Source organism: Kitasatospora sp. NPDC054795 (assembly GCF_053611565.1).
In genome coordinates, this window is record NZ_JBSHAP010000021.1 from 69996 (window position 1) to 89260 (window position 19265).

Sequence of the window (19265 nt, forward strand, 5' to 3'; positions counted from 1 at the left end):
ACAATTACCGTCGGCCGCTTATTTTGTTTTTACCCCACGGGGGTACGGGGGTGGTACCCGGGGGGGCGGGGTGGCACGGGGGCGGCGCGGGGGCCCGCTGCACGGGGAGCAGCGGGCCCGCTCGGCTGTTCGCGTCCGGCGCCTCAGGCCTGGGCGACGAAGACGTGCTGGGCGATGTCCTTGCCCAGCTCCGCCGCGTTGTCCCCGGTGCCGACCAGCACGCCGCCGACGCCGGCGCTCACCTTGACCGTGGAGCCCGGCCGGACACCGGCCCGGCGCAGGGTGCTCATCAGCGCGCTGTCGGTCTGGATCGGCTCGCCGATCCGGCGGACCACCACGTCGGCCCCGGCCTCGCCCGGCTTGACGGTGTCCAGCGGGACGAGCCCGGCGTCGAAGCCCTCGCCCTCGGCCTTGGTGTCGCCCAGCTCGTCCAGGCCCGGGATCGGGTTCCCGTACGGCGACTGGGTGGGGTGGCCGAGCATGGCGAGCACCTTGCGCTCGACCGTCTCGCTCATCACGTGCTCCCAGCGGCAGGCCTCCTCGTGCACCTGCTCCCACTCCAGGCCGATCACGTCGACGAGCAGGCACTCGGCGATGCGGTGCTTGCGCATGACGCGCACCGCGAGCCGGCGGCCCTCCTCGGTCAGTTCGAGGTGGCGGTCCCCGGCGACCTGGAGCAGCCCGTCGCGCTCCATCCGGCCGACCGTCTGGCTGACCGTGGGGCCGCTCTGTTCCAGGCGCTCCGCGATCCGGGCACGCATCGGGACGATGCCCTCCTCCTCCAGCTCCAGGATGGTGCGAAGGTACATCTCAGTGGTGTCGATCAGCCCAGACATCGCCGCTGGCTCCGTTCTTCGGTGTCCTCACCGCCAATTCTGACGTACCGGACCGACAACCGGGCCCGCCCCGGGGCTCCGGAGGCCCGTTTTGTTCCTGTTGACAACGATGCCACCGGGGCGCGACCGTGCTCGCCGAAGCTTTCTCCACCGGCGGTCTGGACCACCCGGACCACCCCACCCGGCCGGAATCCCCCACCGGCAGAGAGCGAAGGCAGCAGATGAACGACCTGGTCGGCCGGTACTTCGACGCCGCGATCTCCCACCTCCAGCGGGTCCGCGAGGAGGAGGCCGGCACCATCGAGGCCGCCGCCGCGCTGCTGGCGGAGGCGATGACCGAGGGTCGCCGGGTCTTCACCTTCGGTGCCGGGCACTCCGCGCTGCCGGCCCAGGACGTGGTCTACCGGGCCGGCGGACTGGTCCCGGTGAACCTGCTGAACGTGCCCGGGACCGCCGGGGTGACGGTGATGCCCGCGCCGCTGTCCAGCGCGCTGGAGCGGGTCTCCGGGCTGGCCACCGCCACCCTGGACCTGACCCCGGCGACCGCCGGGGACCTGCTGTTCGTGATCTCGCTCTCCGGCCGCCAGGTGATGCCGGTCGAGCTGGCCCGCTACGCCCGGGACCGCGGCCTCAAGGTGGTCGGCGTGACCTCGCTGGCCTACCCGCGGGAGGTGCCCTCGGCACACCCGACCGGCACCTACCTGAAGGACCACTGCGACGTGGTGCTGGACAGCAAGATCGCGGTCGGCGACGGCGAGCTGACCCACCCGGGCGCCGAGACCACCTTCGGCCCGGTCTCCACCATCGTGACCAGCGCGCTGATGCAGGCCGTGGTCGCCTCCGCGGTCGGCCGGCTGGCCGACCGGGCGGCCGCCGGGGAGTGCCCCGCGCCGCCGCTGTTCCGCTCCGGCAACGTCCCGGGCGGCACCGAGTGGAACGCCGAGCAGATGGCCGAGAACACCGAGCGGGTCTTCTACACCTACTGAGCGGCACCCGCCGGGCCGCACCCGCCGGCCGCGCGCACCGGCCCGCACTCCGCCGGGCCGCACCGGCAGGTCGCCCGCGCACATCCGCCGGCCGGTGCGCGCCCCCGCCGCCTCCCGCACGCTGGGTACCGGACCGAACACGGGGAGTACCGGACAACCACCGGGGCTTCCCGGCCACATCCGGCCGCCCCGGCCGTCACCAGGCGTACCGGCGAGTCCCCCGGGGCAGGAGAGCGGTGCGACCGGAGCGACTGGTGGGGGCCGAACATGGCGTCTGTTGCGGGACGGACCGGGTGGGTGCGTGAGCGGGACCTGCTGCCCGAGTTCTTCTGGGCCGCCGACTCGGCGTCGCTGCGCGGGCAGCGGCGCTCGGTACTGCTCTCCGCGTGGGAACTGGTCCTGCTGGTGGTCGCCGCGGCGACCGGCTCGGCCGACGGCGAGCCCTGGGCCTGGCCCGCGGCGGCCGCCTACCTCGGCGCGATCGTGCTGGCGGTGGTGATCAGCCGGCAGAACCCGCAGGGCCTCTGGTACGAGGGGCGGGCGGCCGCCGAGTCGGTGAAGACGCTGGCCTGGAAGTACGCCGTCCGGGCCGACGCCTACCAGCCCCCGCCGCGCGCCCTGCCGGACGCCGAGGGCCTGTACCGCTTCCAGCTCTCCGGGGTGCTCGGCGCGTTCCGGGACAGCCCGGTGGCCGTCCCGGACGCCGGGGTGGAGATCACCCCGGCCATGCACGACCTGCGCGGCCAGCCGCTGGCGGTGCGCCGCGAGGTGTACCTGGCCGAGCGGATCCAGCTGCAGCACGACTGGTACCGCGCCAAGGCCCGCTACTGCGCCCGCGCCGGGCACTGGGCCGGGGTGCTGGGTGTGCTGCTGCCCGCGCTCGGCCTGGTGCTCGCCCTGCTGCGGGCGCTCGGCGCGTTCAGCTACGACGCGCTGGGCACGGTCTCGGCGGTGGCCGCCTCGGTCGCCGCCTGGGCGCAGCTGCGCCAGTACCGGCCGCTGGCCGCCGCGTACGCCCTGGCCGCCGAGGAGCTGGCACAGATCCAGCGCCAACTCGCCCAGCTGGACCTGGAGTCGATGGAGGCCGAGGAGATCTGGGCCCGCCTGGCCCGGGACGCCGAGGACGCGATCTCCCGCGAGCACACCACCTGGCAGGCCCGCCGGGAGGTACGCACCACCACCGACCGGGAGCACGCAACCGACCCGGAGCACTGAGGAGGCCGCAGGTGTCGTTACGGATGATCAAAACGGCGGACGACCGCGCGCTCGCCGTCGAGTCCCTCGGCGACCCGCGCGGCCGTCCGGTGTTCCTGCTGCACGGCATGCCCGGCAGCCGGGTCGGCCCGCACCCGCGCAGCACCGTGCTGTACCGGCTGGGCGTGCGGCTGATCTCGTACGACCGGCCGGGCTACGGCGACTCGACCCGGCTGTTCGGCCGCCGGGTGAGCGCGGCGGCCGCGGACGTGCGGACCATCGCGGACGAGTTCGGGCTGGACAGCTTCGCGGTGCTCGGCCGCTCCGGCGGCGGCCCGCACGCGCTGGCCTGCGCGGCGCTGCTGCCGGGGCGGGTCAGCCGGGCGGCGGTGCTGGTCGGCCTCGCGCCGCGCAACGCGGCCGGCCTGGACTGGTACGCGGGGATGACGCCGTCCAACGTCCGCGCCTACCAGGAGGCCGAGCGCGGGCACGGCCGGATCGCCGACGCGATGGAGTTCCGCTCCCGGCAGATCAAGGACGACCCGGTCCGGCTGCTGAACGGGCTGCGCACCGAACTCTCCGCCGCCGACCGGGAGGTGGTGGCCGACAGCGGACTGCGGCGGATGCTCCAGAGCAACTACCGGGAGGCGTTCCGGCACGGCGCCGACGGCTGGATCGACGACGTGCTGGCCTTCACCGCCGACTGGGGGTTCGAGGTCGGGTCGGTCCGGGTGCCGACCTGGCTCTGGCACGGCGCGGACGACCAGTTCTCGCCGGTCGACCACTCCCGCTGGCTGGCCGACCACATCCCGGACGCCGAACTCTTCCTGGAGCCCGGCGCCGCGCACTTCGGGGCGTTCCGGGTGATGACCACCGCGCTGGCCTGGGCCGCGGGCTGGGGCGGCCCGGGCTCAGACCTCCACCGGCGTCAGGGGCGCTGAGCCGCCGAGCACCGCCAGCACGTTGTCCACCGCCAGGCCGCCCATCGCCTGCCGCGTGCGGACGGTGGCGCTGCCCAGGTGCGGGGCGAGCACCGCGCGCTCCTGGGCGAGCAGCGCGGACGGGACGGCCGGCTCGTGCTCGAAGTTGTCCACGGCGGCGGCGAACAGCGCGCCGGACTCCAGCGCGGCGGCCAGCGCCTCCTCGTCCACCACGCCCGCGGTCATGCTGACCACCACCGCGCCGCGCGGCAGCAGGGCGAGGCGGCGGGCGTCCAGCAGGTGCCGGGTCCCCTCGGTGAACGGGCAGGTGACGACCAGCACGGTGGAGGTGGCGAGCAGTTCCTCCAGCGGCTTCCAGTCGGCGCCCTCGGCCTGGCCGGTCGGCAGTTCGCGGCGGTTGTGGTAGCTGACCGGCATGTCGAAGGCGCGGGCCCGGCGGGCCACCGCCCGGCCGATCCGGCCCATGCCGAGCACGCCCAGCGGGGTGCCGGCCAGCTCCAGGCCGAGCAGGAAGTTCGGCGCCCAGGTCCAGGACGCGCCGGAGCGCAGCAGCCGTTCGCCCTCGCCGAGCCGGCGGGTGGCGGCCAGCAGCAGCGCCCAGGCCATGTCGGCGGTGGCGGTGGTGAGAACACCCGGGGTGTTGGTGACCAGCACACCGCGTTCGGCGCAGGCGGCCACGTCCACGTTGTGGTAGCCGACGGCGTGGTTGGCGACGACGGCCAGCCGCGGGCCGGCCGCGTCGAGGAACCCGGCGTCCACCCGGTCGTCCAGGGTGGTGATCACGGCCCGCCGGCCGCGGACGGCGTCCAGCAGCGCGGCCCGGTCCATCGCCAGGTCGGAGTCGTGGCAGGTGGCGGCGTGGTGCGCGGTGAGCCGTTCGACGACGCCGGGGGCGAGGCGCCGGGTGACCAGGACCGGGGGCGGGGTGCTCATGGTCAGGGAGCGTACCCCCGGTCCGGCGGCGCACCCTCGTCCGGCCGCGCGCCCCTGGTTCGGGTGCGCAGCCCCCGCCGGCGGCGCACCCCGCCCCCCTTCCCGGTCAGACCGGCTGCGGCTCCAGGTCGCGGTTGATCCGCTTCCAGCCCCGCGCGGAGACCGTGTTGGGGTGCTCCTCGCCGACCTGCCGGATCAGCTCGGAGATCGCCCGCGCCCTCAGCTCGGCCGCCTGGGTGTGCCGCCCGCCGGACCGCAGGGTGATCGCCAGGTTGGCCTCGCAGGCCACCGCGTCCGGGTGCTGGGCGCTGTAGCGGTCGCACAGCCCCTGGTACGCGGCCCGGCCGAGCCGCTCGGCGCGGTCCAGCTGCCCGTCGTCGCCGTAGGCGTTGGCCAGGTTGATCATCGCGTTGAGGGTGTACGGGTGCTCCGGCCCGACCGAGCGGGTCAGCCCCTCGACGGTGAGCCGGCCGCGCTCGATGGCGCCCGGGACGTCGCCGCTGCCCCGCAGGTAGATGCCGAGGTTGTTGGCGCAGGCCAGGGTGAACGGGTGCTCGTCGCCGAACAGCCGCCGGTGGCCCTCGAAGACGGTGGAGCAGAGGTCGCGGGCGGCCTCCTTGTCGCCGGAGGCGCTGTGGTCGGCGGCCAGGTTGAGCGCGCAGGCGAGCGCGTCGGGGGCGTCGGCGCCGTAGCGCTCCAGGTAGCGCTCGTAGGTCTCCTTGGTGATCCGGCGGGCCTCGGCGAGCTGGCCGATCCGGCGCAGCGAGACGGCCAGCGACTTGGCGTTGCGCAGGTTCTCCGGCAGGTCCGGGTCGAGCACGTCGCCGAGGTCGGAGGTGACCTCCTGGAGCAGGTCCACCGAGCCGCGGTAGTCGCCGAGTTCGCGCAGGTCGCGGGCCAGGTTGGACTTGGTGGACAGGGTGTAGGGGTGCTTGGGGCCGAGGACGGCGGTGCGCCGGTCGAGGGTCTCCTGGTCGAGTTCGCGGGCCGCCTCGCTGTCGCCGACCAGCCGGTAGTCGATCGCCAGGTTGTTCGCCATGGAGAGCGTGCGCGGGTTGTCGTCGCCGAACAACTCGCGGAACTGGTCGAGGATTTCGCGGTCGAGGTCGAGCGCGGCCTGGAACCGGCCGAGCGCCCGGCGGTCGGCGCCGAGCGAGCCGGCCGTCATCAGGGTGTACGGGTGGTGCTCGCCGAGCAGGCCCCGCTGGCGCTCCAGGGTGTCCTCGTCCAGGGCCAGCGCCTCACCGTAGTTGCCCTGGGAGCGCAGCACGTTGGCGAGTTGGAAGCGCAGCAGCAGGGTCTGCCGGTCGTTCTCGCCGAGCTTGCCGGTCCACTCCACGTCCAGGGCGTGGCCGAGGTCGCGGGCGCGGTCGAGCTCGCCGCGCTTCCACAGGTAGCGGACCCGGTCGATGAGCAGCTGGCGGGTGTCCGCCTCGTCGCAGTTGTGCGCCTTGGACGGCGACAGGTGCGGCCAGATCTCGTCGAAGGCGGGCCAGTTGGCCGGGTCGTCGGTGTCGCCGAGGACGGGCCGGGCGCCGGTGAGGATGCGGTGCACCTCGTGGACGGCGATCTCCTGCTCGTCGGCGGTCATCCCGGCCCGGATCACCGCCTGGACGAGCCGGTGCACCTGGAAGCTGTTGCTGCCGGCGTCGACCTTGGCCAGCGCGTACCGGCCGATCGCCTGGATCACCTTGCCCAGCATGAACTTGTCGCTGAGGTCGGCGTCGAACTTCACCAGCGCCCGGATCATCTGGTCGCTGTAGAAGAGGTTCATCGAGATCGGCTCGGGTGCGAAGAACGCGCACAGCTGGAGCAGCCGGACGGCCGCCGGGGACTGCTGGCGCAGCCGTCCGATCGACACGTTCCAGGTCGCGGCGACCGGCGTCGGGTAGTCGGCCGGGCGGCCGACGGCCAGCGCGCGGGCGGCCTCGGCGTGCAGCTGGGAGACGTAGGTCTCCACCGGGGTGCCGGTGGTGTCCAGCCAGGCGGCGGCCACCTCGACGGCCAGCGGCAGGTCCCCGACCGCCTCGGCGACCCGGTCGGCGTCCGGGCGGGAGAGGCTGCGGGCGCGCCGGCACAGGTGCTCGACGCTCTCGCCGCGGGTGAAGACGTCGACCTCCAGCGCCTCGGCGTGCCCGGTCCAGGCCTGGTTGCGGGAGGTGACCAGGATGTGGCCGGAGCCGCCGGGGAAGAACCGGCGGATCTCGGCGGGCTCGTCGGCGTTGTCGAAGATCAGCAGCCAGCGCGAGGTGGGCACGCCGCGCCGCAGCGCCTCCCTGGCCGCCTCGGCGGCCTCGGTCACCGAGTCGCCGACCCGCAGGCCCAGCCGGCGGGCGAGTTCGGCCAGCGCCGGCGCGACCAGCTCGGTCTGCTCGGCGTCGATCCACCAGACCAGGTCGTAGTCGGACATGAAGCGGTGGGCGTACTCCAGTGCCACCTGGGTCTTGCCGACGCCACCGAGCCCGTACAGGGTCTGCGGGGTGGGCAGCACGGCCGCCATGCCGCCGCGCAGCTGGTTGCGCAGCTGCTCCAGGACGGCGGAGCGGCCGGTGAAGGAGGGGTTGCGCGGCGGGACGTCCCACACCGAGGGCTTGCTTCCGGGGAAGCGCGGACCGCCGCTGGGAGCGTCGTCGAGCGGGGTGTCGCCGCGGCCGAGCGCGCGCAGCAGGCTCTGGATCGACTGCGTCTCGTCGCGGCCGACCAGGTCGACCGGGTTGCGGTTGCTGAACGGCGCGGTGAGCCGCACGTCGCCGACCCGGACGGGCAGCAGCTGGCGGCGGGTGCCGGAGGGGTCGGAGCTGACCACCGACTCCCACAGCGCCCGCGCCTGCGGGGAGCGCTGGTAGGCGGGCGAGAGCACGGCGACCGTCCGGTACGCGGAGTCGATGCCGCGCTCGGTCTCCTCGCGCGTGTCGGTGCCGGCGCTGAGGTCGCGCGGCAGCACCCGGAAGCCGGCCCTGGTCAGGACGGACTCGATCCAGTCCGCCCACATCCGGTCCTCGGGGACGTAGGAGAGGTAGAGGTCGGCGGGCACGGAGGGGCGGCGGCGGGTGAACGCGTCCACGAAGCGCAGCCGCACCTCCTCGTCCACCGGCGGCAGGCCGGCCGCCCGGCCCTCGGTGATCATGGAGGTGAGCCGCTCGCAGGCGGCCAGCATCGAGGTGGGCGTGCCGGTCTGGTCGCCGAAGGTGGCGAGGATCTCCTCGTAGGCGTAGAACGGCCGGTACGGGATCTCCACCGAGCCCCAGTACTGGGCGAGTTCCTCGCCGTCGAAGCCGGCCGGCAGCCCGTCGAAGCGGACCCGGGCGAGGGCGCGGCCGGCGTCGGCCTTCTCCTTCTCGCCCTCGTCGATGCGCATCGGGACGGGCAGGATGCGGATGCCGCGCTCGCGGTAGCGGTCGTGGATGTGCTGGGCGATCCGGGAGGCGCCGTCGATGGACTGGTCGCTGAGGGTGAAGCAGACCACCAGGTCGTCGGGCATCTGGACGGTGCAGATCTCGGCGATGTCGGACAGGCCGGTGCGGGAGTCGATCAGCACGTAGTCGTAGCGCTTGGCCATGTCGGCCTTGAGGGCGTCGAAGAACTGCCCGCCGTCGAAGCGGTCGTAGAAGATGTCCCAGTCGAGGTGGGTGACGGCCTCGGAGTAGTCCCGGTTGAACTGGCCCGCGGAGAGGAAGTCCAGGCTGCCGCCGGCCGGGAAGTGCGGCCAGGTGAGCGAGAGCGCGTGCGGGTGCACCCGGGCGAAGTCCAGGTGCCAGCCCTCGGCGTGCTCGACCGGGCGCAGCGCCTCCTCGCGGTACTCGGCGATCAGGTCCATCATCCCGGTGGTCCCGGCCAGCGAGGCCGGGTCGAGGAACGGGTGGAAGAACTTGGCGAGGCCGGGCGCCTCCAGGTCCCAGTCCACGGTGAGCACGCGGAAGCCGTTGGCGGCCAGGATCCAGGCGGTGTTGGCGAGCGCCATGGTGCGGCCGGTGCCGCCCTTGTAGGAGTAGAAGGTGATGATCCGGCCGTTGCGGTCCTGTTCCGCCGCCTGCCGCTCGGCCTCCCGCTGGGCGGCCAGGTCGGCGGAGGTGAGCCCGCCGAGACGGAGGTTCCTGGTGCGGTTGTCAGTCATCGCGGTCCTCGTCCTCCCAAGGGCGCCATCCCGTCATCGGGTTCATCGCCGTCGTCGCGGTGCGGGTCGTGCTCGCGGTGCGGGTCGTGCTCGCGGTGCGGGTCGTGCTCGCGGTGCGGGTCCTGCTCGCGGTGCGGGTCGCGCTCACGATGCGGGTCGCGCTCACGATGCGGGTCGTCGCCGTTGTCCCGATGTCGGTGGGTGGTGCTGGTGGTGCGGCCGGTGCCGTTGCCGCCGGCGCGGTCGTCGCCCCGGTCGTCGCCCCGGTCGTCGCCCCGGTCGTCCTCGAAGGGGTCGGCCGGGGATCCGTCCGGTCCGTACCCGCCCGTGCCTCGCCGGAACGCGTCCCGCAGGCTCGGCCGGGGCGGCGGCGGTTCCTCCGGTTCGGCCCGGGTGCGGCCCTCGAACGCGTACTTGGCCTTCATCGCCGCCCGGGGCAGCGCGTCGTCGAAGTCCTCCAGGGAGTGCAGCCCGGTCGGTCCGGTCGCGCCGAGGAAGCTCGGCCGGCTCGCCCGCCGGGTGATGCGCAGCGTCTCGTCGGTCAGGTCGCCCAGCTCGTCGGCGCGGTCGGCGCACTCCGGGTCGTCGCCGTTGAACGGCTCCAGGATGCTCACCCAGGTGGCGTCGGAGCGGTCGAAGCGCCGGACCAGCTCGCGCCGGCGCGGGTCGCGCAGCGCCCAGCGGTCGAGCAGCAGCAGGCCGGGCGCCTCGGCGTTGCCCCCGATGATCGACTCGACCTCCTCGTCGAACTCGTGCACGGTCGGCTGGAACCCCAACTGCCGGGCGAGGCGCGCCGCGTGCTGGGCGATCGGCGAGCCGACCGGCCGGTACGGGTGCCAGTCGGTGCGCCGCTCGCCGTAGTAGTCGGGGCTGCGGTCGGCGGGCAACTCGTTCTGGTGGTAGGCGAGTACGGAGATCCGCAGCTGCTTGGTCGGGGCGGTGACGTTGAACGCGCTCGGCAGGCCGTTGAATCCCAGCCGCCGCCCGACCGGGATCACCGTCTCCTCCGCGACCTGCACGATCCGGGCCGCCAGCCGGTGCACCGCCAGCTCGTAGGCGGAGCGGAAGTAGCTGAGCTTCATCAGGGCGTACAGGCCCTCGGTGGCGTACTCGGGCCCGAAACTCGCGTGGTTGAACTGGAGTTCACTGGCCACGTTCGGCAGCCGGTAGCGGCTCATCGGCGCCCACAGCACCGGGACGATGCCGCTGGTGCGCTCGGAGTCGAGGTTCGCCGGGTAGACCGGCCGGCGGGTGAAGGCGTGCCATTCCTGGCCGCACGGAACGCTGTTGAAGTACCTCGGTGAGTACAGGGGCACGAACACCCGGCAGGTCGCCAACTCGTCGGACAGTCGTTCGGCCCACAGCTCGCCCTGGTGCATGGACTCGTCCATGAAGCCGACCGCGGCCCCGTCCGGGACCGTGGTGAGCTGGAGCACCGCCTCGCAGAGGTCCCGGTACAACTGCCTGACCCAGTGGTTCGGGTCGCTCGCGCCCCGCGCACCGGCCTTGGGGGTGTGCGCGTAGGAGAGGAAGAAGTACGGCCGGGCGTCGTCCTCGTCCCAGCCCCGGTCAGTCACACGCGCCTCCCCCGGGCCCGTCGGCAAACCTGCCTCCCGCAGCCCCCGTGCGGCGGGGCTTCAGTGTAGGAACGACTGACACCCCAATGGAATAGCACAACGTCTCGCACGAATTGACATGACCGAAACGATGCCGCCAACCGTGCACTGGGACCAGTACCCTCGATACGGCCGCCACGCACCACCAGGAGGGCACTCGTGGACCACCTCGACTGGCAGAGGTCCAGCACCAGCAGCGACAAGGATGACTGGATCGAGATCGCCTCCGAGGGCGACCACGTCTACATCCGGCAGTCCGACGACCCCACCCTCGTCGTCACCACCACCCGCATCAAGTTCAACGCCTGGGTGCTCGGCGCCAAGGCCGGCGAGTTCGACCACTTCGTCGCCTGACCCGCCCGACCCCGCCCGACCGGCACCCCGCCGGTCGGGCGCCCGGCCGGCCGAGCCCGAGGATCACCCCCCGTAGCGGGCGGCCAGGGCCCGTACCGTCCTGGCGACGCGGTCGCGGAGTTCGGCCGGTTCCAGGACCTCGACGTCGGCGCCCAGCCGCAGGAACTCCCCGTGCGCGTGGTCCAGCGACTCGATCGGCACCCGGGCCTCCGTCCAGCCCTCGTCCGCGGCGGCGACCCCGAGGCGCCGGGCGCCCTCCGGGGTGAGCCGGACCAGCGCCTCCCCGGTGTGCAGCCGGGCCCGGAAGTCGGCGAGGTAGCCCGTCCAGTACGCGCCCAGGCCGAAGCCGTCCGGCACCGCGAACTCCTCGTCCAGCGCGCGCAGTCCGACGACCTGATCGACCCGGTACGTACGCATCCCGCCCGGACCGGCGGCGACCAGGTACCAGCGCCCGGCCTTGAGCACCAGCCCGTACGGCTCCACCCGCCGCTCGATCTCCTCCGGCGCCCGCCAGCGCCGGTACCGCAGCACCACCGCCCGCCGCTCCCACACCGCGGCGGCGACGGCGGCCAGGTGCGGGGTCTCGTCCGCCGCGCCGTACCAGCCGGGCGCGTCGAGCAGGAAGCGCTCCTGGATCCGCCCGGCATGCTCGCGCAGCTCCGCCGGCAGGGCCGCCCGCAGTTTGAGCTGGGCGGCGGTGAGCGCCTCGCCGAGGCCCAACTCGGCGGCGGCGCCCGGGAGCGCGGCGAGGAAGGCGGCCTGGGCCTCGTCGGCGGTCAGGCCGGTGAGGCGGGTCCGGTAGCCGTCGACCAGCCGGTACCCGCCGGCGTGCCCGGCATCGCCGTACAGCGGGACTCCGGCGGCGGCGAGCGCCTGGACGTCCCGGTAGACCGTACGGACGGAGACCTCCAGCTCCCCCGCCAGCTGCTCGGCGGTCAGCCGGCCCCGGTTCTGGAGCAGCAGGAGCAGGGCGACCAGCCGACTCGCGCGCATGCCGCCCAGTATCCACTGACAGGAGGTGTCAGGAGAGTGCTCCTACGCTGCGGCGCATGAACGACTTCACCCGCACCGGGGCGGCCACGGCATGAGCCTCATCGTCGAACTCCGCCAGTACACCCTGCACCCCGGCGCCCGGGAGACCCTGATCGAGCTGTTCGAGCGCGAGTTCGTGACCGGCCAGCAGGCGGTCGGCATCACCGTCGGCGGCCGCTTCCGCGACCTCGACGATCCGGACCGCTTCGTCTGGCTGCGCGCCTTCCCCGGCATGGCCGACCGGCGGCGCGCCCTGGAGGCCTTCTACGGCGGCCCGGTCTGGCGGGAGCACCGCGACGCGGCCAACGCCACCATGGTCGACAGCGACGACGTCCTGCTGCTGCGCGGCCCCGGATTCACCCCGCCCGCGGGCTCCCGCGAGGTCCTCGCCACGGTCTGCCACCCGGCCGACGCCACCGCCTTCGACGCCTTCGCCGCCGAACACCTGCTCCCGGCCCACGCGTTGCACCGCACCGAGCACGCCGAGAACGACTTCCCCCGGCTGCCCGTCCGCACCGGCGAGGACGTCCGCGTCTGGTTCGGGCCCGCCGAGCCGACCCCCTGGCCGTCCCGGCGGCTCCGACTGGAACCCGTCACGCCGTAGCCGCCGGGCGCGCGCCGCCGCGTCCGCTCCGTCAGGGGCCGACGAGCCCCGCCAGTTCGTCGGCCGAATCCGGTGCCAGGCGGTAGAACCCCTGGAGGCCGACCGCCCGTTCGAGGCGGCCGTCCACCACGTGCTTCAGGTTCCGGGTCCGGTTGCGGCGGTTGCGCCAGGTGAGCCGCTCCAGCAGCTCGCCCGGCACCGGCCGGTCGAAGCGCACCGGCGTCGCGTCCACGTGCACCGCCGAGGCGCCGCAGCCGCCGGCGCCGAGCATCGACCAGGCCTCGTGCCCGGGGAACGCCGGGTCGTCCCAGGTCGCGGCGGCGGCGCCGCAGCAGTCGCCCCGCTCCCGGTCGACCACCCGCATCCGGCTCACCACGAACACCTCGCACCGGTTGACGTGCAGCGCGTACACCTCGTCCCCGGCCCGGGCCCCCGACCAGGCGGGCAGCGAGGTGTGCACCCCGCTGAAGGCGACCGGGGGCCGGGCACCCACGTGGCCCGCCTTGCGAAGGGCGCGGCAGGTCGGCTGGGTCCACAGGACGGTGAAGGCGTCGGGCAGGCGGCGATCGTAGGAGCGGGCACGGACAACGCCGGGTGCGCCTCCTCCCGCCGGCTCCTACACGCCGGCCCCGGAGAGCCAGCCGTCGACGGGGACCCCGCAGGAGTTGAGGATGCCGGCGACCATCCCGTACGTCCCGACCAGGGCCAGGAGTTCCAGCAACTGCGGCACGGAGTGGCGGTCGGCCAGCGCCTGCCAGGTGGCCGGGGAGAGCGCGTGCCCGTCGTGCAGTTCGTCGACGGCCCGCAGCAGGGTGCGGTCGGCCTCGGACCAGTCGGCGTGGTCCGGCCCCTCCGCGACCCGGGCGATCTCGGGCCCGGTCAGCCCGGCGAGGCCGGCCAGCCGGACGTGGTGCTGCCACTCGTACGTCGAGCCGGTGCGGTGCGCGGTGCGCAGGACGGCCAGTTCGCGCTCGCGGGGCGGGATCGTGCCCTGGTTGAGCTGGGCGAGCAGCGGCGCCAGGCTGGTCAGCAGGTCGGGGTGGTGCCCGATGGTAGCCAGCACGTTGGGCACCGGGAAGCCCTCCAGCGGCCCGGAGCCGTCGGCCGGGAACAGCTGCCGGACGACGCCCGGCAGGCCGGCGGCCAGCGCGGTGACCTCGGTGGCGACCTCGGCCCCGGGGCGCGGGGCCAGCCGGGGGGCCGTCGGGGAGACCGGACGAGGGGCCGACTGGGGGGCCGACTGGGGGGCTTGGCCGAACTCGTCGAGCCCGCCCAGAAGTTCCTCCTCCCCCGGGGTCCCGTCACCGTTCAGCTCCCGGTACACGGCGCCGATGTTCAGCAGCAGCCGCTCGCGGTCGTCCCAGTCCTCGAAGCCGTCCAGGTCCATCTCCCGCGCGGCCCGGAGCACCGGGACGCCCGCCGCGTGGGCACGTCCCGCGTGGTCGCGGACCCGCTCCAGGTAGCCGCGGAAGGTGCGGACCTCGGGCTTGCCGACGACCGGGCCGTGCCCGGGCACGATCGTCTCGACGTCCAGGCCGAGGATCAGGTCGCAGGCGGCGATCCAGCGCTCCACCGGGCCGCTGTGGATCACCGGGTGGCCGCCGATGAACAGGATGTCCCCGGCGAACAGCACGCCGGCGTCGGGTACGTGGACCAGGACGTCGCCCCGGGTGTGGGCGGGGCCGACCTCGATCAGCCGGACGGTGCGCCGCCCGACGGCGACCTCCAGTTCACCGCTGAAGGTCCGGTTGGGGAGGGCGGGCGCGATGCCGGTGAAGTCGAAGGCCTTCCGCATGTCCTGGACGACGCGCGGGAGCGGCACGTCGCCCGGGGCGGCGAGCAGTTCGTGCAGGTGGTCGCGGCCCATGTCGGCCGCGGCGGCCTCGGAGGCGATGACGGTGGCGTGCGGGAGCAGCTGGTTGCCCCACCAGTGGTCGCCGTCGCTGTGGCTGTTGACCAGGGTGCCGATCGTGGCCCCGGGCAGCGCCCGCTCGACGGAGGCCAGCAGGGCCCGGGTCTGCGGGACGGTGAACAGGGTGTCGACGAGCAGGGCCTCGTCGCCGGAGGTGATCAGCCCGGCGTTGCTCAGGCCCCAGGAGCCGTTCGGCTGCAGGTAGGCGTAGGTGTCCGGGGCGATCTCGTGCAGGCCGAGGGTGTACGGGACGGCCATCGTCGGGCCTCCTCAGTGAGTGGACTGGAGTACTAACATGTACTCCAGTACATCAATGGATTCAAGTACGCTCTCCCTGTGACCCCTCCTCCCAACCGACACGACCAGCGCCGTACCGCGACCCGGGAACGCCTGCTGACGGCAGCACTGGAGCTGTTCGCCACCCAGGGATACGCGGCCACCACCTACGACCACATCGCCGAACGCGCGGACGTGGGACGCCAGACGGCCTTCAACCACTTCCGCCGCAAGGAGGACTTCGTCACCGCCTGGGTCCAGCAGCGGCACGAGGCACTGGGCCGGCAGGACGGGGGCCCCGCCTCCGCCATCGACGCACTCGCCGACGCGCTGCGCACCCTCGCGGAGCTCAACGAGCGGGAATACGCGCTGGCGAAGGAACTACACGACAGCGGAGTCCTCCACGCCGCGTTCGGCCTCGGCACGACGGCACCCCGGGCCTTCGTCGATGCCGCCCTCCGAGGGCACGAACAGGGCGAGATCCGACTGAAGTTGAACCCGTGCGCCCTCGCCGACCTGCTGTTCGACGCCTACGTCACAGCCCTGAGCCGCTGGCTGGCCGCCGACGCCTCCTACCCGCTCGCCGACGCCCTGCTCGCCAGGCTCCACCTCCTCGCCGACGGCTTCAGGGCCTGAGCCTCGTCACCGGTGGCGCTTGAACTCCCGGAGGAACGCCAGGAGGTTGATCACGGTGCTGGCCGGAACATTGCCGAGGGAGACCAGGACCTGGCCGTCCAGAATGGTCTCCCCGGACCGAGCGGAGGGCCAGAGCAGGCCGAACTCTCGGCCTTCGGCGCGGAGTTCCACGATCAGCCCGCCGAGCTGCCGGCCGGTGAGGTGGCGGATCGCGGGATCACCGGGCCGGATGGGGTAGAGCGCGTTCACGCGACGCCGTCCAGCTCGAACCAGACCCGCTTCCCGAGCTTCCGGGGCTCGGCGCCCCAGCGGTGCATGAGCCCCTCCACCAGCTGGAGCCCACGCCCCGACTCGGCGCGCAGGTCGACGTTCTGACACTTCGGCAGATCGGAGCTGCGGTCCGCGACCGTGACGCGGAGGGTCCTGCCGGAGTAGACGACCGTGGCGACGGGCGAGGGCGTCCGTCCGTGTCGCCAGGCGTTCACCACCAGCTCCATGAGGGCGAGTTCGGCATCCCCGATGGCCGGGCCGGGGTACCCGGCACGCTCCATCGCGTCGCGCAACACCTCGCGGGACACGGTGAGGGAGGGGGAGTTGAGATTGGGGTCACACATGGGGAATCTCCCACCAGCTCAAATGAGCTACGCACGGAGAGACCTGACGCCTCATCCGGCGAGCAGTGCAGTGAAACTTTAGGGGTTTCTCGGCAAAGTTGGCAACACGCTCCGCGCATGTGCCTACACTTTCCGTAGGTGACGATCCGCGTGGAAGGTACGCCCATGGCATTCGGAAGTGGGATCAGCGAGCGTCAGCGCCGGTTGGGCGAGGAGCTTCGCAGGGCACGCGATGCCGCTGGACACTCAGCGTTGGAGATCGGGCAGGCAATCGGCGTGAAGGGTCCTGCCGTCAGCCACATCGAGTCCGGAAGGATGGGCCTAAACCTTCCGCGACTGAACATCTGGCTAGACCTGTGCGAAATCACGGACTCCGACTACCGGGCCGGCCTCGCCGCCATGAGCGAGAGCTCGGGCAAGGGCTGGTGGACCGAGTTCAAGACGCAGGTCACGCGAAGCGCACTCGATCTGGCAGAAGCCGAGTCATGTGCAACGGGCCTGGACAACTACGAATCCCTCCTGATCCCAGGCCTCCTGCAGACCAAGGCCTACAGCGAGGTCATCCAGGGATATACCGAGAAGAGGGTCGAGTTCCGCCACGAACGCCACAAGGTACTGACGGGCAAGAATGTCCCTCCGTACCGTGCCGTGATCCACGAAGCCGCCCTGCACATGATGTACGGAGGAGCAACGGTCATGTGGGAGCAGCTGAATCATCTGATCGAGATGAGCAGACTGCCCAACGTCACGATCCAGATCCTCCCGTTCGACTGCACCGTGTTCGCGTCGAACGACTCACCCTTCCTGCTCATCCGTGGCGCTCACGCCCGGCTCGGCACGGTGCTACTCGAACATCCACATGGATCGAACTTCATTGGAGACCCCGAGGTCGTGACAACATTTGACCGGAAGTTCGACCGGCTCAGGGCCTTGGCTCTGCCTCCCCTGTCCTCGGCCACGTCCGCGTCATCGCCCGCCCATCGGGACTCGCTGGGTTTGATCCAACACATCCGCTACAAGGTCCAGGGAAGATAGCCATGCACCAGCTCAACTGGCAGAAGTCCAGCTTCAGCAGCGACCAGGCCAACTGTGTCGAGATCGCTTCCGCCAGTGAGTTGGTCTACCTCCGCGAGTCGGACGACCCCACCACCATCGTCACCACCACTCGCCCCAAGCTCGCCGCCTGGCTCCACGGCGCCAAGGCCGGCGAGTTCGACCACCTCATCGGACCCTGACCACCCCGCGCCCCGGCGGTGGGCCGGGGCACGGAGTCGCGGTCAGCTCACCCACCCCATGCGCGGGCCTGGCCGCCCGGCATCACGTCAGGTGCCGGGCGAAGAACCGGGCGGCGGCGTCGACTTCGAAGTGCGGGACGCCGGTGTGCCCGCCCATGTTGGCGTGCAGCGTCTTCTCCTTGGACCCGAGGGCGTCGAACAGGTCCAGGGAGGTCTGCCGGTGGTTCCCTTCGTCGTCCCACTGCAGCAGGACCTGCAGCGGGACGGAGATCCGGCCGGCCTCCTCGAACGTCACGGCGGGTACGAAACTTCCGGCGAACAGATTGGCGGCCGCGATGCGCGGCTCGACCGCCGCCAGCCGGATGCCGATGGAGATCACTCCCCCCTCGTACCCGACCGGGCCGCCGATCCCGGGTAGGTCGAGAAGGGCGTCCAGGGCGGCCTGCCATTCCGGGACCGCCTTCTCGACGAGCGGGAGGACGAGGGGGTCGATGATCTCGCCGCCGATCGGCTCGCCGGCCTCCATGGCCCGACGCAGGTCGGCGCGGGCCTGCTCGGCGGCGGCCCAACGGGGGCGGTCACCGCTCCCGGGGAGTTCGATGGTGGCCGAGGCGAAGCCGTACTGCTCCGCGTAGTACCGGGCCCGGCCCGCCAGCCGGGGGTGCATCTTCCGCAGTCCGAGCGGGGGGTGGCCGATCAGGATCAGCGGTGCCGGTGCGGATGCGGATGCGGGCGTCCACAGGATGCCGGGGATCTCACCGAGGGTGAATGCGCGTTCGAGGACGCCGTCGTCGAAGCGCTGCTCGGAAGTGAATCGCATGGTCGTGCCTTTCGGGAGTGCTCAGAGATGGCGCTCCCGGACGACGACCTATCGCCCGACCGTGACCCCGGAGGGGAGCACCCATGTCGAAACTGCGTTCACGGGTACCACCTCCTCGTTCTCTCGCACGGCCTCCGGAAAGTTAGCAGTGGTCGCCGTGGTCCGCCAAGCGACTTTTGCGCGGGCTCCGTGACCTGGGGGTGGCTCACGCGTCAGGGTGCGCGGGCAGGGCGAGCCAGTCCGACCAGGAGGTCCCCCGGCCGAGGAAGCGCGGCTGCTCGAACGGCCAGTCGGCGGCGATCCACTCCGGCACCAGTGCGTCGAATGCCCGTTCGGTCGCACTGCCCACCAGCCGGTCCACCACCCACCAGGCGATCTCGCCGTCCGCACCGGCCTTCGCGGGCGGGTCGATGTAGACGCAGCCGAGCAGGGCCGTCTCCGCCGCGTCGAGCAGCGCGTAGTTGAAGGACTGGTGCGCGGCGATCTCCTTCTCGTGCCGCAACAGGTCCGCCTGGTTCGCCTCGTACGTCATCGTGGCCGCCGGCCAGCCCCAGGCCGGACCGAACATGCTCCACAGCCGCTCGCGCGAGCCCATCACGGCCGGATAGTCGAGCGGAGCATCCGTCTCCCGTACCGGCCGGAGGTGATGGGCGCCACCCGGCAGCGGAACCTGAACGGGATGGACGAAGTTATCGGGAAGCCAACTCATGGCGCCCGACCGTAGCACCGCCCGCTCCCCCACTCCCCCGCATTTTCCGGGGCAACGACCGCGATCGCCCGATCGAAGCCGCCCTTCGATCCCCCCACCATCGTCACCACCACCCGCGTCACTCTCCACGACGCCAAGGCCCGCGAGTCCGGCCGTATCGTCCGAGCCCGCCCCTTCCCCTGCGCCCCGGCCGAACCACGCCGTGCCCTTCACCGAGTGGTGGGAGCAGTACGGAAGCGCGTGAGAGGAACAGCTGCCCCGTCGCGGGGGGTAAAGATAGCGGGGCGCTAACAAGAAACCGGGCGGGGGGGCGGGGGGGGGGGCGGCGTGGGGGGTTACCTGCTGTTTTTGGGGGGGGGGGCGGGGCCGTCCGGGCCGACGACCGGAGCGATCACTCGGCCGGTCATGGTAGTTTCGTGGGACGGAAGCAAGCGTTGTATGCTCTTCCGGTTG

Annotated in this window: 19 protein-coding genes; 8 read left to right on the forward strand and 11 right to left on the reverse strand. The window is 72.6% G+C overall.

The features are described 5' to 3' along the window. Window positions 1-143: 143 nt before the first annotated feature. Complete coding sequence (locus ACWGJO_RS10670; protein ID WP_049649967.1) at window positions 144-836, reverse strand: metal-dependent transcriptional regulator; 693 nt, start codon at window positions 834-836, stop codon at window positions 144-146. Window positions 837-1057: 221 nt separating this feature from the next. On the opposite strand from ACWGJO_RS10670, the gene ACWGJO_RS10675 reads away from it, so the two are divergent. The 3 genes from ACWGJO_RS10675 to ACWGJO_RS10685 all read left to right on the forward strand — a co-directional run bounded on the left by ACWGJO_RS10675 (window position 1058) and on the right by ACWGJO_RS10685 (window position 3957). After that, on the forward strand, window positions 1058-1822 hold the full coding sequence (locus ACWGJO_RS10675) for a sugar isomerase domain-containing protein (RefSeq protein ID WP_452183104.1): 765 nt from the start codon (window positions 1058-1060) through the stop codon (window positions 1820-1822). Between the two features lie 297 nt (window positions 1823-2119). Beyond that, window positions 2120-3037, forward strand: coding sequence for a DUF4231 domain-containing protein (locus ACWGJO_RS10680; RefSeq protein ID WP_387691545.1), 918 nt, complete (start codon window positions 2120-2122; stop codon window positions 3035-3037). Between the two features lie 23 nt (window positions 3038-3060). After that, window positions 3061-3957, forward strand: coding sequence for an alpha/beta fold hydrolase (locus ACWGJO_RS10685; protein ID WP_359902164.1), 897 nt, complete (start codon window positions 3061-3063; stop codon window positions 3955-3957). Here the strand turns inward: ACWGJO_RS10685 and ACWGJO_RS10690 are convergent. The 3 genes from ACWGJO_RS10690 to ACWGJO_RS10700 all read right to left on the reverse strand — a co-directional run bounded on the left by ACWGJO_RS10690 (window position 3928) and on the right by ACWGJO_RS10700 (window position 10581). Then, the gene (locus tag ACWGJO_RS10690; RefSeq protein WP_452183086.1) at window positions 3928-4890 is read right to left on the reverse strand and encodes a 2-hydroxyacid dehydrogenase; all 963 of its coding nucleotides are present in this window, start codon (window positions 4888-4890) and stop codon (window positions 3928-3930) included. The genes ACWGJO_RS10685 and ACWGJO_RS10690 overlap by 30 nt on opposite strands. Window positions 4891-4996: 106 nt before the next feature. Beyond that, the gene (fxsT, locus tag ACWGJO_RS10695) at window positions 4997-9004 is read right to left on the reverse strand and encodes an FxSxx-COOH system tetratricopeptide repeat protein (RefSeq protein WP_452183087.1); all 4008 of its coding nucleotides are present in this window, start codon (window positions 9002-9004) and stop codon (window positions 4997-4999) included. Further along, entirely contained in the window at window positions 9001-10581 is a 1581-nt protein-coding gene (locus ACWGJO_RS10700) for a TIR-like protein FxsC (RefSeq protein ID WP_452183089.1), read from the reverse strand. The genes fxsT and ACWGJO_RS10700 overlap by 4 nt, the downstream gene beginning before the upstream one ends. 198 nt (window positions 10582-10779) lie before the next feature. On the opposite strand from ACWGJO_RS10700, the gene ACWGJO_RS10705 reads away from it, so the two are divergent. Next, window positions 10780-10974 (forward strand): DUF397 domain-containing protein, encoded by a 195-nt coding sequence (locus ACWGJO_RS10705; protein WP_359902156.1) that lies wholly within the window; start codon window positions 10780-10782, stop codon window positions 10972-10974. Window positions 10975-11037: 63 nt separating this feature from the next. On the opposite strand, the gene ACWGJO_RS10710 is transcribed toward ACWGJO_RS10705, so the two are convergent. After that, window positions 11038-11967, reverse strand: coding sequence for a helix-turn-helix transcriptional regulator (locus ACWGJO_RS10710; protein WP_452183091.1), 930 nt, complete (start codon window positions 11965-11967; stop codon window positions 11038-11040). Window positions 11968-12058: 91 nt separating this feature from the next. On the opposite strand from ACWGJO_RS10710, the gene ACWGJO_RS10715 reads away from it, so the two are divergent. Next, window positions 12059-12610 (forward strand): NIPSNAP family protein, encoded by a 552-nt coding sequence (locus tag ACWGJO_RS10715; protein WP_452183092.1) that lies wholly within the window; start codon window positions 12059-12061, stop codon window positions 12608-12610. A 31-nt stretch (window positions 12611-12641) separates the two neighbouring features. Here the strand turns inward: ACWGJO_RS10715 and ACWGJO_RS10720 are convergent, their stop codons facing one another. Together ACWGJO_RS10720 and ACWGJO_RS10725 are read right to left on the reverse strand one after the other, a co-directional pair. Further along, the gene (locus ACWGJO_RS10720; RefSeq protein ID WP_452183093.1) at window positions 12642-13103 is read right to left on the reverse strand and encodes a hypothetical protein; all 462 of its coding nucleotides are present in this window, start codon (window positions 13101-13103) and stop codon (window positions 12642-12644) included. A gap of 123 nt (window positions 13104-13226) precedes the next feature. Beyond that, window positions 13227-14780: an MBL fold metallo-hydrolase gene (locus tag ACWGJO_RS10725; RefSeq protein WP_452183094.1), complete on the reverse strand. Its 1554-nt coding sequence runs from the start codon at window positions 14778-14780 to the stop codon at window positions 13227-13229. 78 nt (window positions 14781-14858) lie between these two features. On the opposite strand from ACWGJO_RS10725, the gene ACWGJO_RS10730 reads away from it, so the two are divergent. Next, complete coding sequence (locus ACWGJO_RS10730; RefSeq protein ID WP_452183095.1) at window positions 14859-15434, forward strand: TetR/AcrR family transcriptional regulator; 576 nt, start codon at window positions 14859-14861, stop codon at window positions 15432-15434. A gap of 6 nt (window positions 15435-15440) precedes the next feature. Here the strand turns inward: ACWGJO_RS10730 and ACWGJO_RS10735 are convergent, their stop codons facing one another. Beyond that, window positions 15441-15683: a hypothetical protein gene (locus ACWGJO_RS10735; RefSeq protein ID WP_452183096.1), complete on the reverse strand. Its 243-nt coding sequence runs from the start codon at window positions 15681-15683 to the stop codon at window positions 15441-15443. Next, a complete protein-coding gene (locus tag ACWGJO_RS10740; RefSeq protein ID WP_452183097.1) occupies window positions 15680-16048 on the reverse strand; it encodes an ATP-binding protein in 369 nt (122 codons plus the stop codon). The genes ACWGJO_RS10735 and ACWGJO_RS10740 overlap by 4 nt, the downstream gene beginning before the upstream one ends. 138 nt (window positions 16049-16186) lie before the next feature. On the opposite strand from ACWGJO_RS10740, the gene ACWGJO_RS10745 reads away from it, so the two are divergent. Beyond that, the gene (locus tag ACWGJO_RS10745) at window positions 16187-17083 is read left to right on the forward strand and encodes a helix-turn-helix domain-containing protein (RefSeq protein WP_452183098.1); all 897 of its coding nucleotides are present in this window, start codon (window positions 16187-16189) and stop codon (window positions 17081-17083) included. Window positions 17084-17085: 2 nt separating this feature from the next. Next, on the forward strand, window positions 17086-17283 hold the full coding sequence (locus ACWGJO_RS10750; RefSeq protein WP_452183099.1) for a DUF397 domain-containing protein: 198 nt from the start codon (window positions 17086-17088) through the stop codon (window positions 17281-17283). Between the two features lie 82 nt (window positions 17284-17365). Here the strand turns inward: ACWGJO_RS10750 and ACWGJO_RS10755 are convergent, their stop codons facing one another. Together ACWGJO_RS10755 and ACWGJO_RS10760 are read right to left on the reverse strand one after the other, a co-directional pair. Then, window positions 17366-18103, reverse strand: a complete 738-nt coding sequence (locus tag ACWGJO_RS10755) for an alpha/beta hydrolase (protein ID WP_452183100.1) — start codon at window positions 18101-18103, stop codon at window positions 17366-17368. Window positions 18104-18308: 205 nt separating this feature from the next. Beyond that, window positions 18309-18812 (reverse strand): N-acetyltransferase, encoded by a 504-nt coding sequence (locus tag ACWGJO_RS10760; RefSeq protein WP_452183101.1) that lies wholly within the window; start codon window positions 18810-18812, stop codon window positions 18309-18311. Between the last annotated feature and the right edge of the window lie 453 nt (window positions 18813-19265).

Excerpts from the sequence above, each read along its gene's own strand:
- ACWGJO_RS10760 (WP_452183101.1), bottom strand. The coding sequence starts at position 18,812 with ATGAGTTGGCTTCCCGATAACTTCGTCCATCCCGTTCAGGTTCCGCTG.
- ACWGJO_RS10740 (WP_452183097.1), bottom strand. The coding sequence starts at position 16,048 with ATGTGTGACCCCAATCTCAACTCCCCCTCCCTCACCGTGTCCCGCGAG.
- ACWGJO_RS10750 (WP_452183099.1), top strand. The coding sequence starts at position 17,086 with ATGCACCAGCTCAACTGGCAGAAGTCCAGCTTCAGCAGCGACCAGGCC.
- ACWGJO_RS10670 (WP_049649967.1), bottom strand. The coding sequence starts at position 836 with ATGTCTGGGCTGATCGACACCACTGAGATGTACCTTCGCACCATCCTG.
- ACWGJO_RS10675 (WP_452183104.1), top strand. The coding sequence starts at position 1,058 with ATGAACGACCTGGTCGGCCGGTACTTCGACGCCGCGATCTCCCACCTC.
- ACWGJO_RS10755 (WP_452183100.1), bottom strand. The coding sequence starts at position 18,103 with ATGCGATTCACTTCCGAGCAGCGCTTCGACGACGGCGTCCTCGAACGC.
- fxsT (WP_452183087.1), bottom strand. The coding sequence starts at position 9,004 with ATGACTGACAACCGCACCAGGAACCTCCGTCTCGGCGGGCTCACCTCC.
- ACWGJO_RS10710 (WP_452183091.1), bottom strand. The coding sequence starts at position 11,967 with ATGCGCGCGAGTCGGCTGGTCGCCCTGCTCCTGCTGCTCCAGAACCGG.
- ACWGJO_RS10715 (WP_452183092.1), top strand. The coding sequence starts at position 12,059 with ATGAGCCTCATCGTCGAACTCCGCCAGTACACCCTGCACCCCGGCGCC.
- ACWGJO_RS10690 (WP_452183086.1), bottom strand. The coding sequence starts at position 4,890 with ATGAGCACCCCGCCCCCGGTCCTGGTCACCCGGCGCCTCGCCCCCGGC.
- ACWGJO_RS10685 (WP_359902164.1), top strand. The coding sequence starts at position 3,061 with ATGATCAAAACGGCGGACGACCGCGCGCTCGCCGTCGAGTCCCTCGGC.
- ACWGJO_RS10725 (WP_452183094.1), bottom strand. The coding sequence starts at position 14,780 with ATGGCCGTCCCGTACACCCTCGGCCTGCACGAGATCGCCCCGGACACC.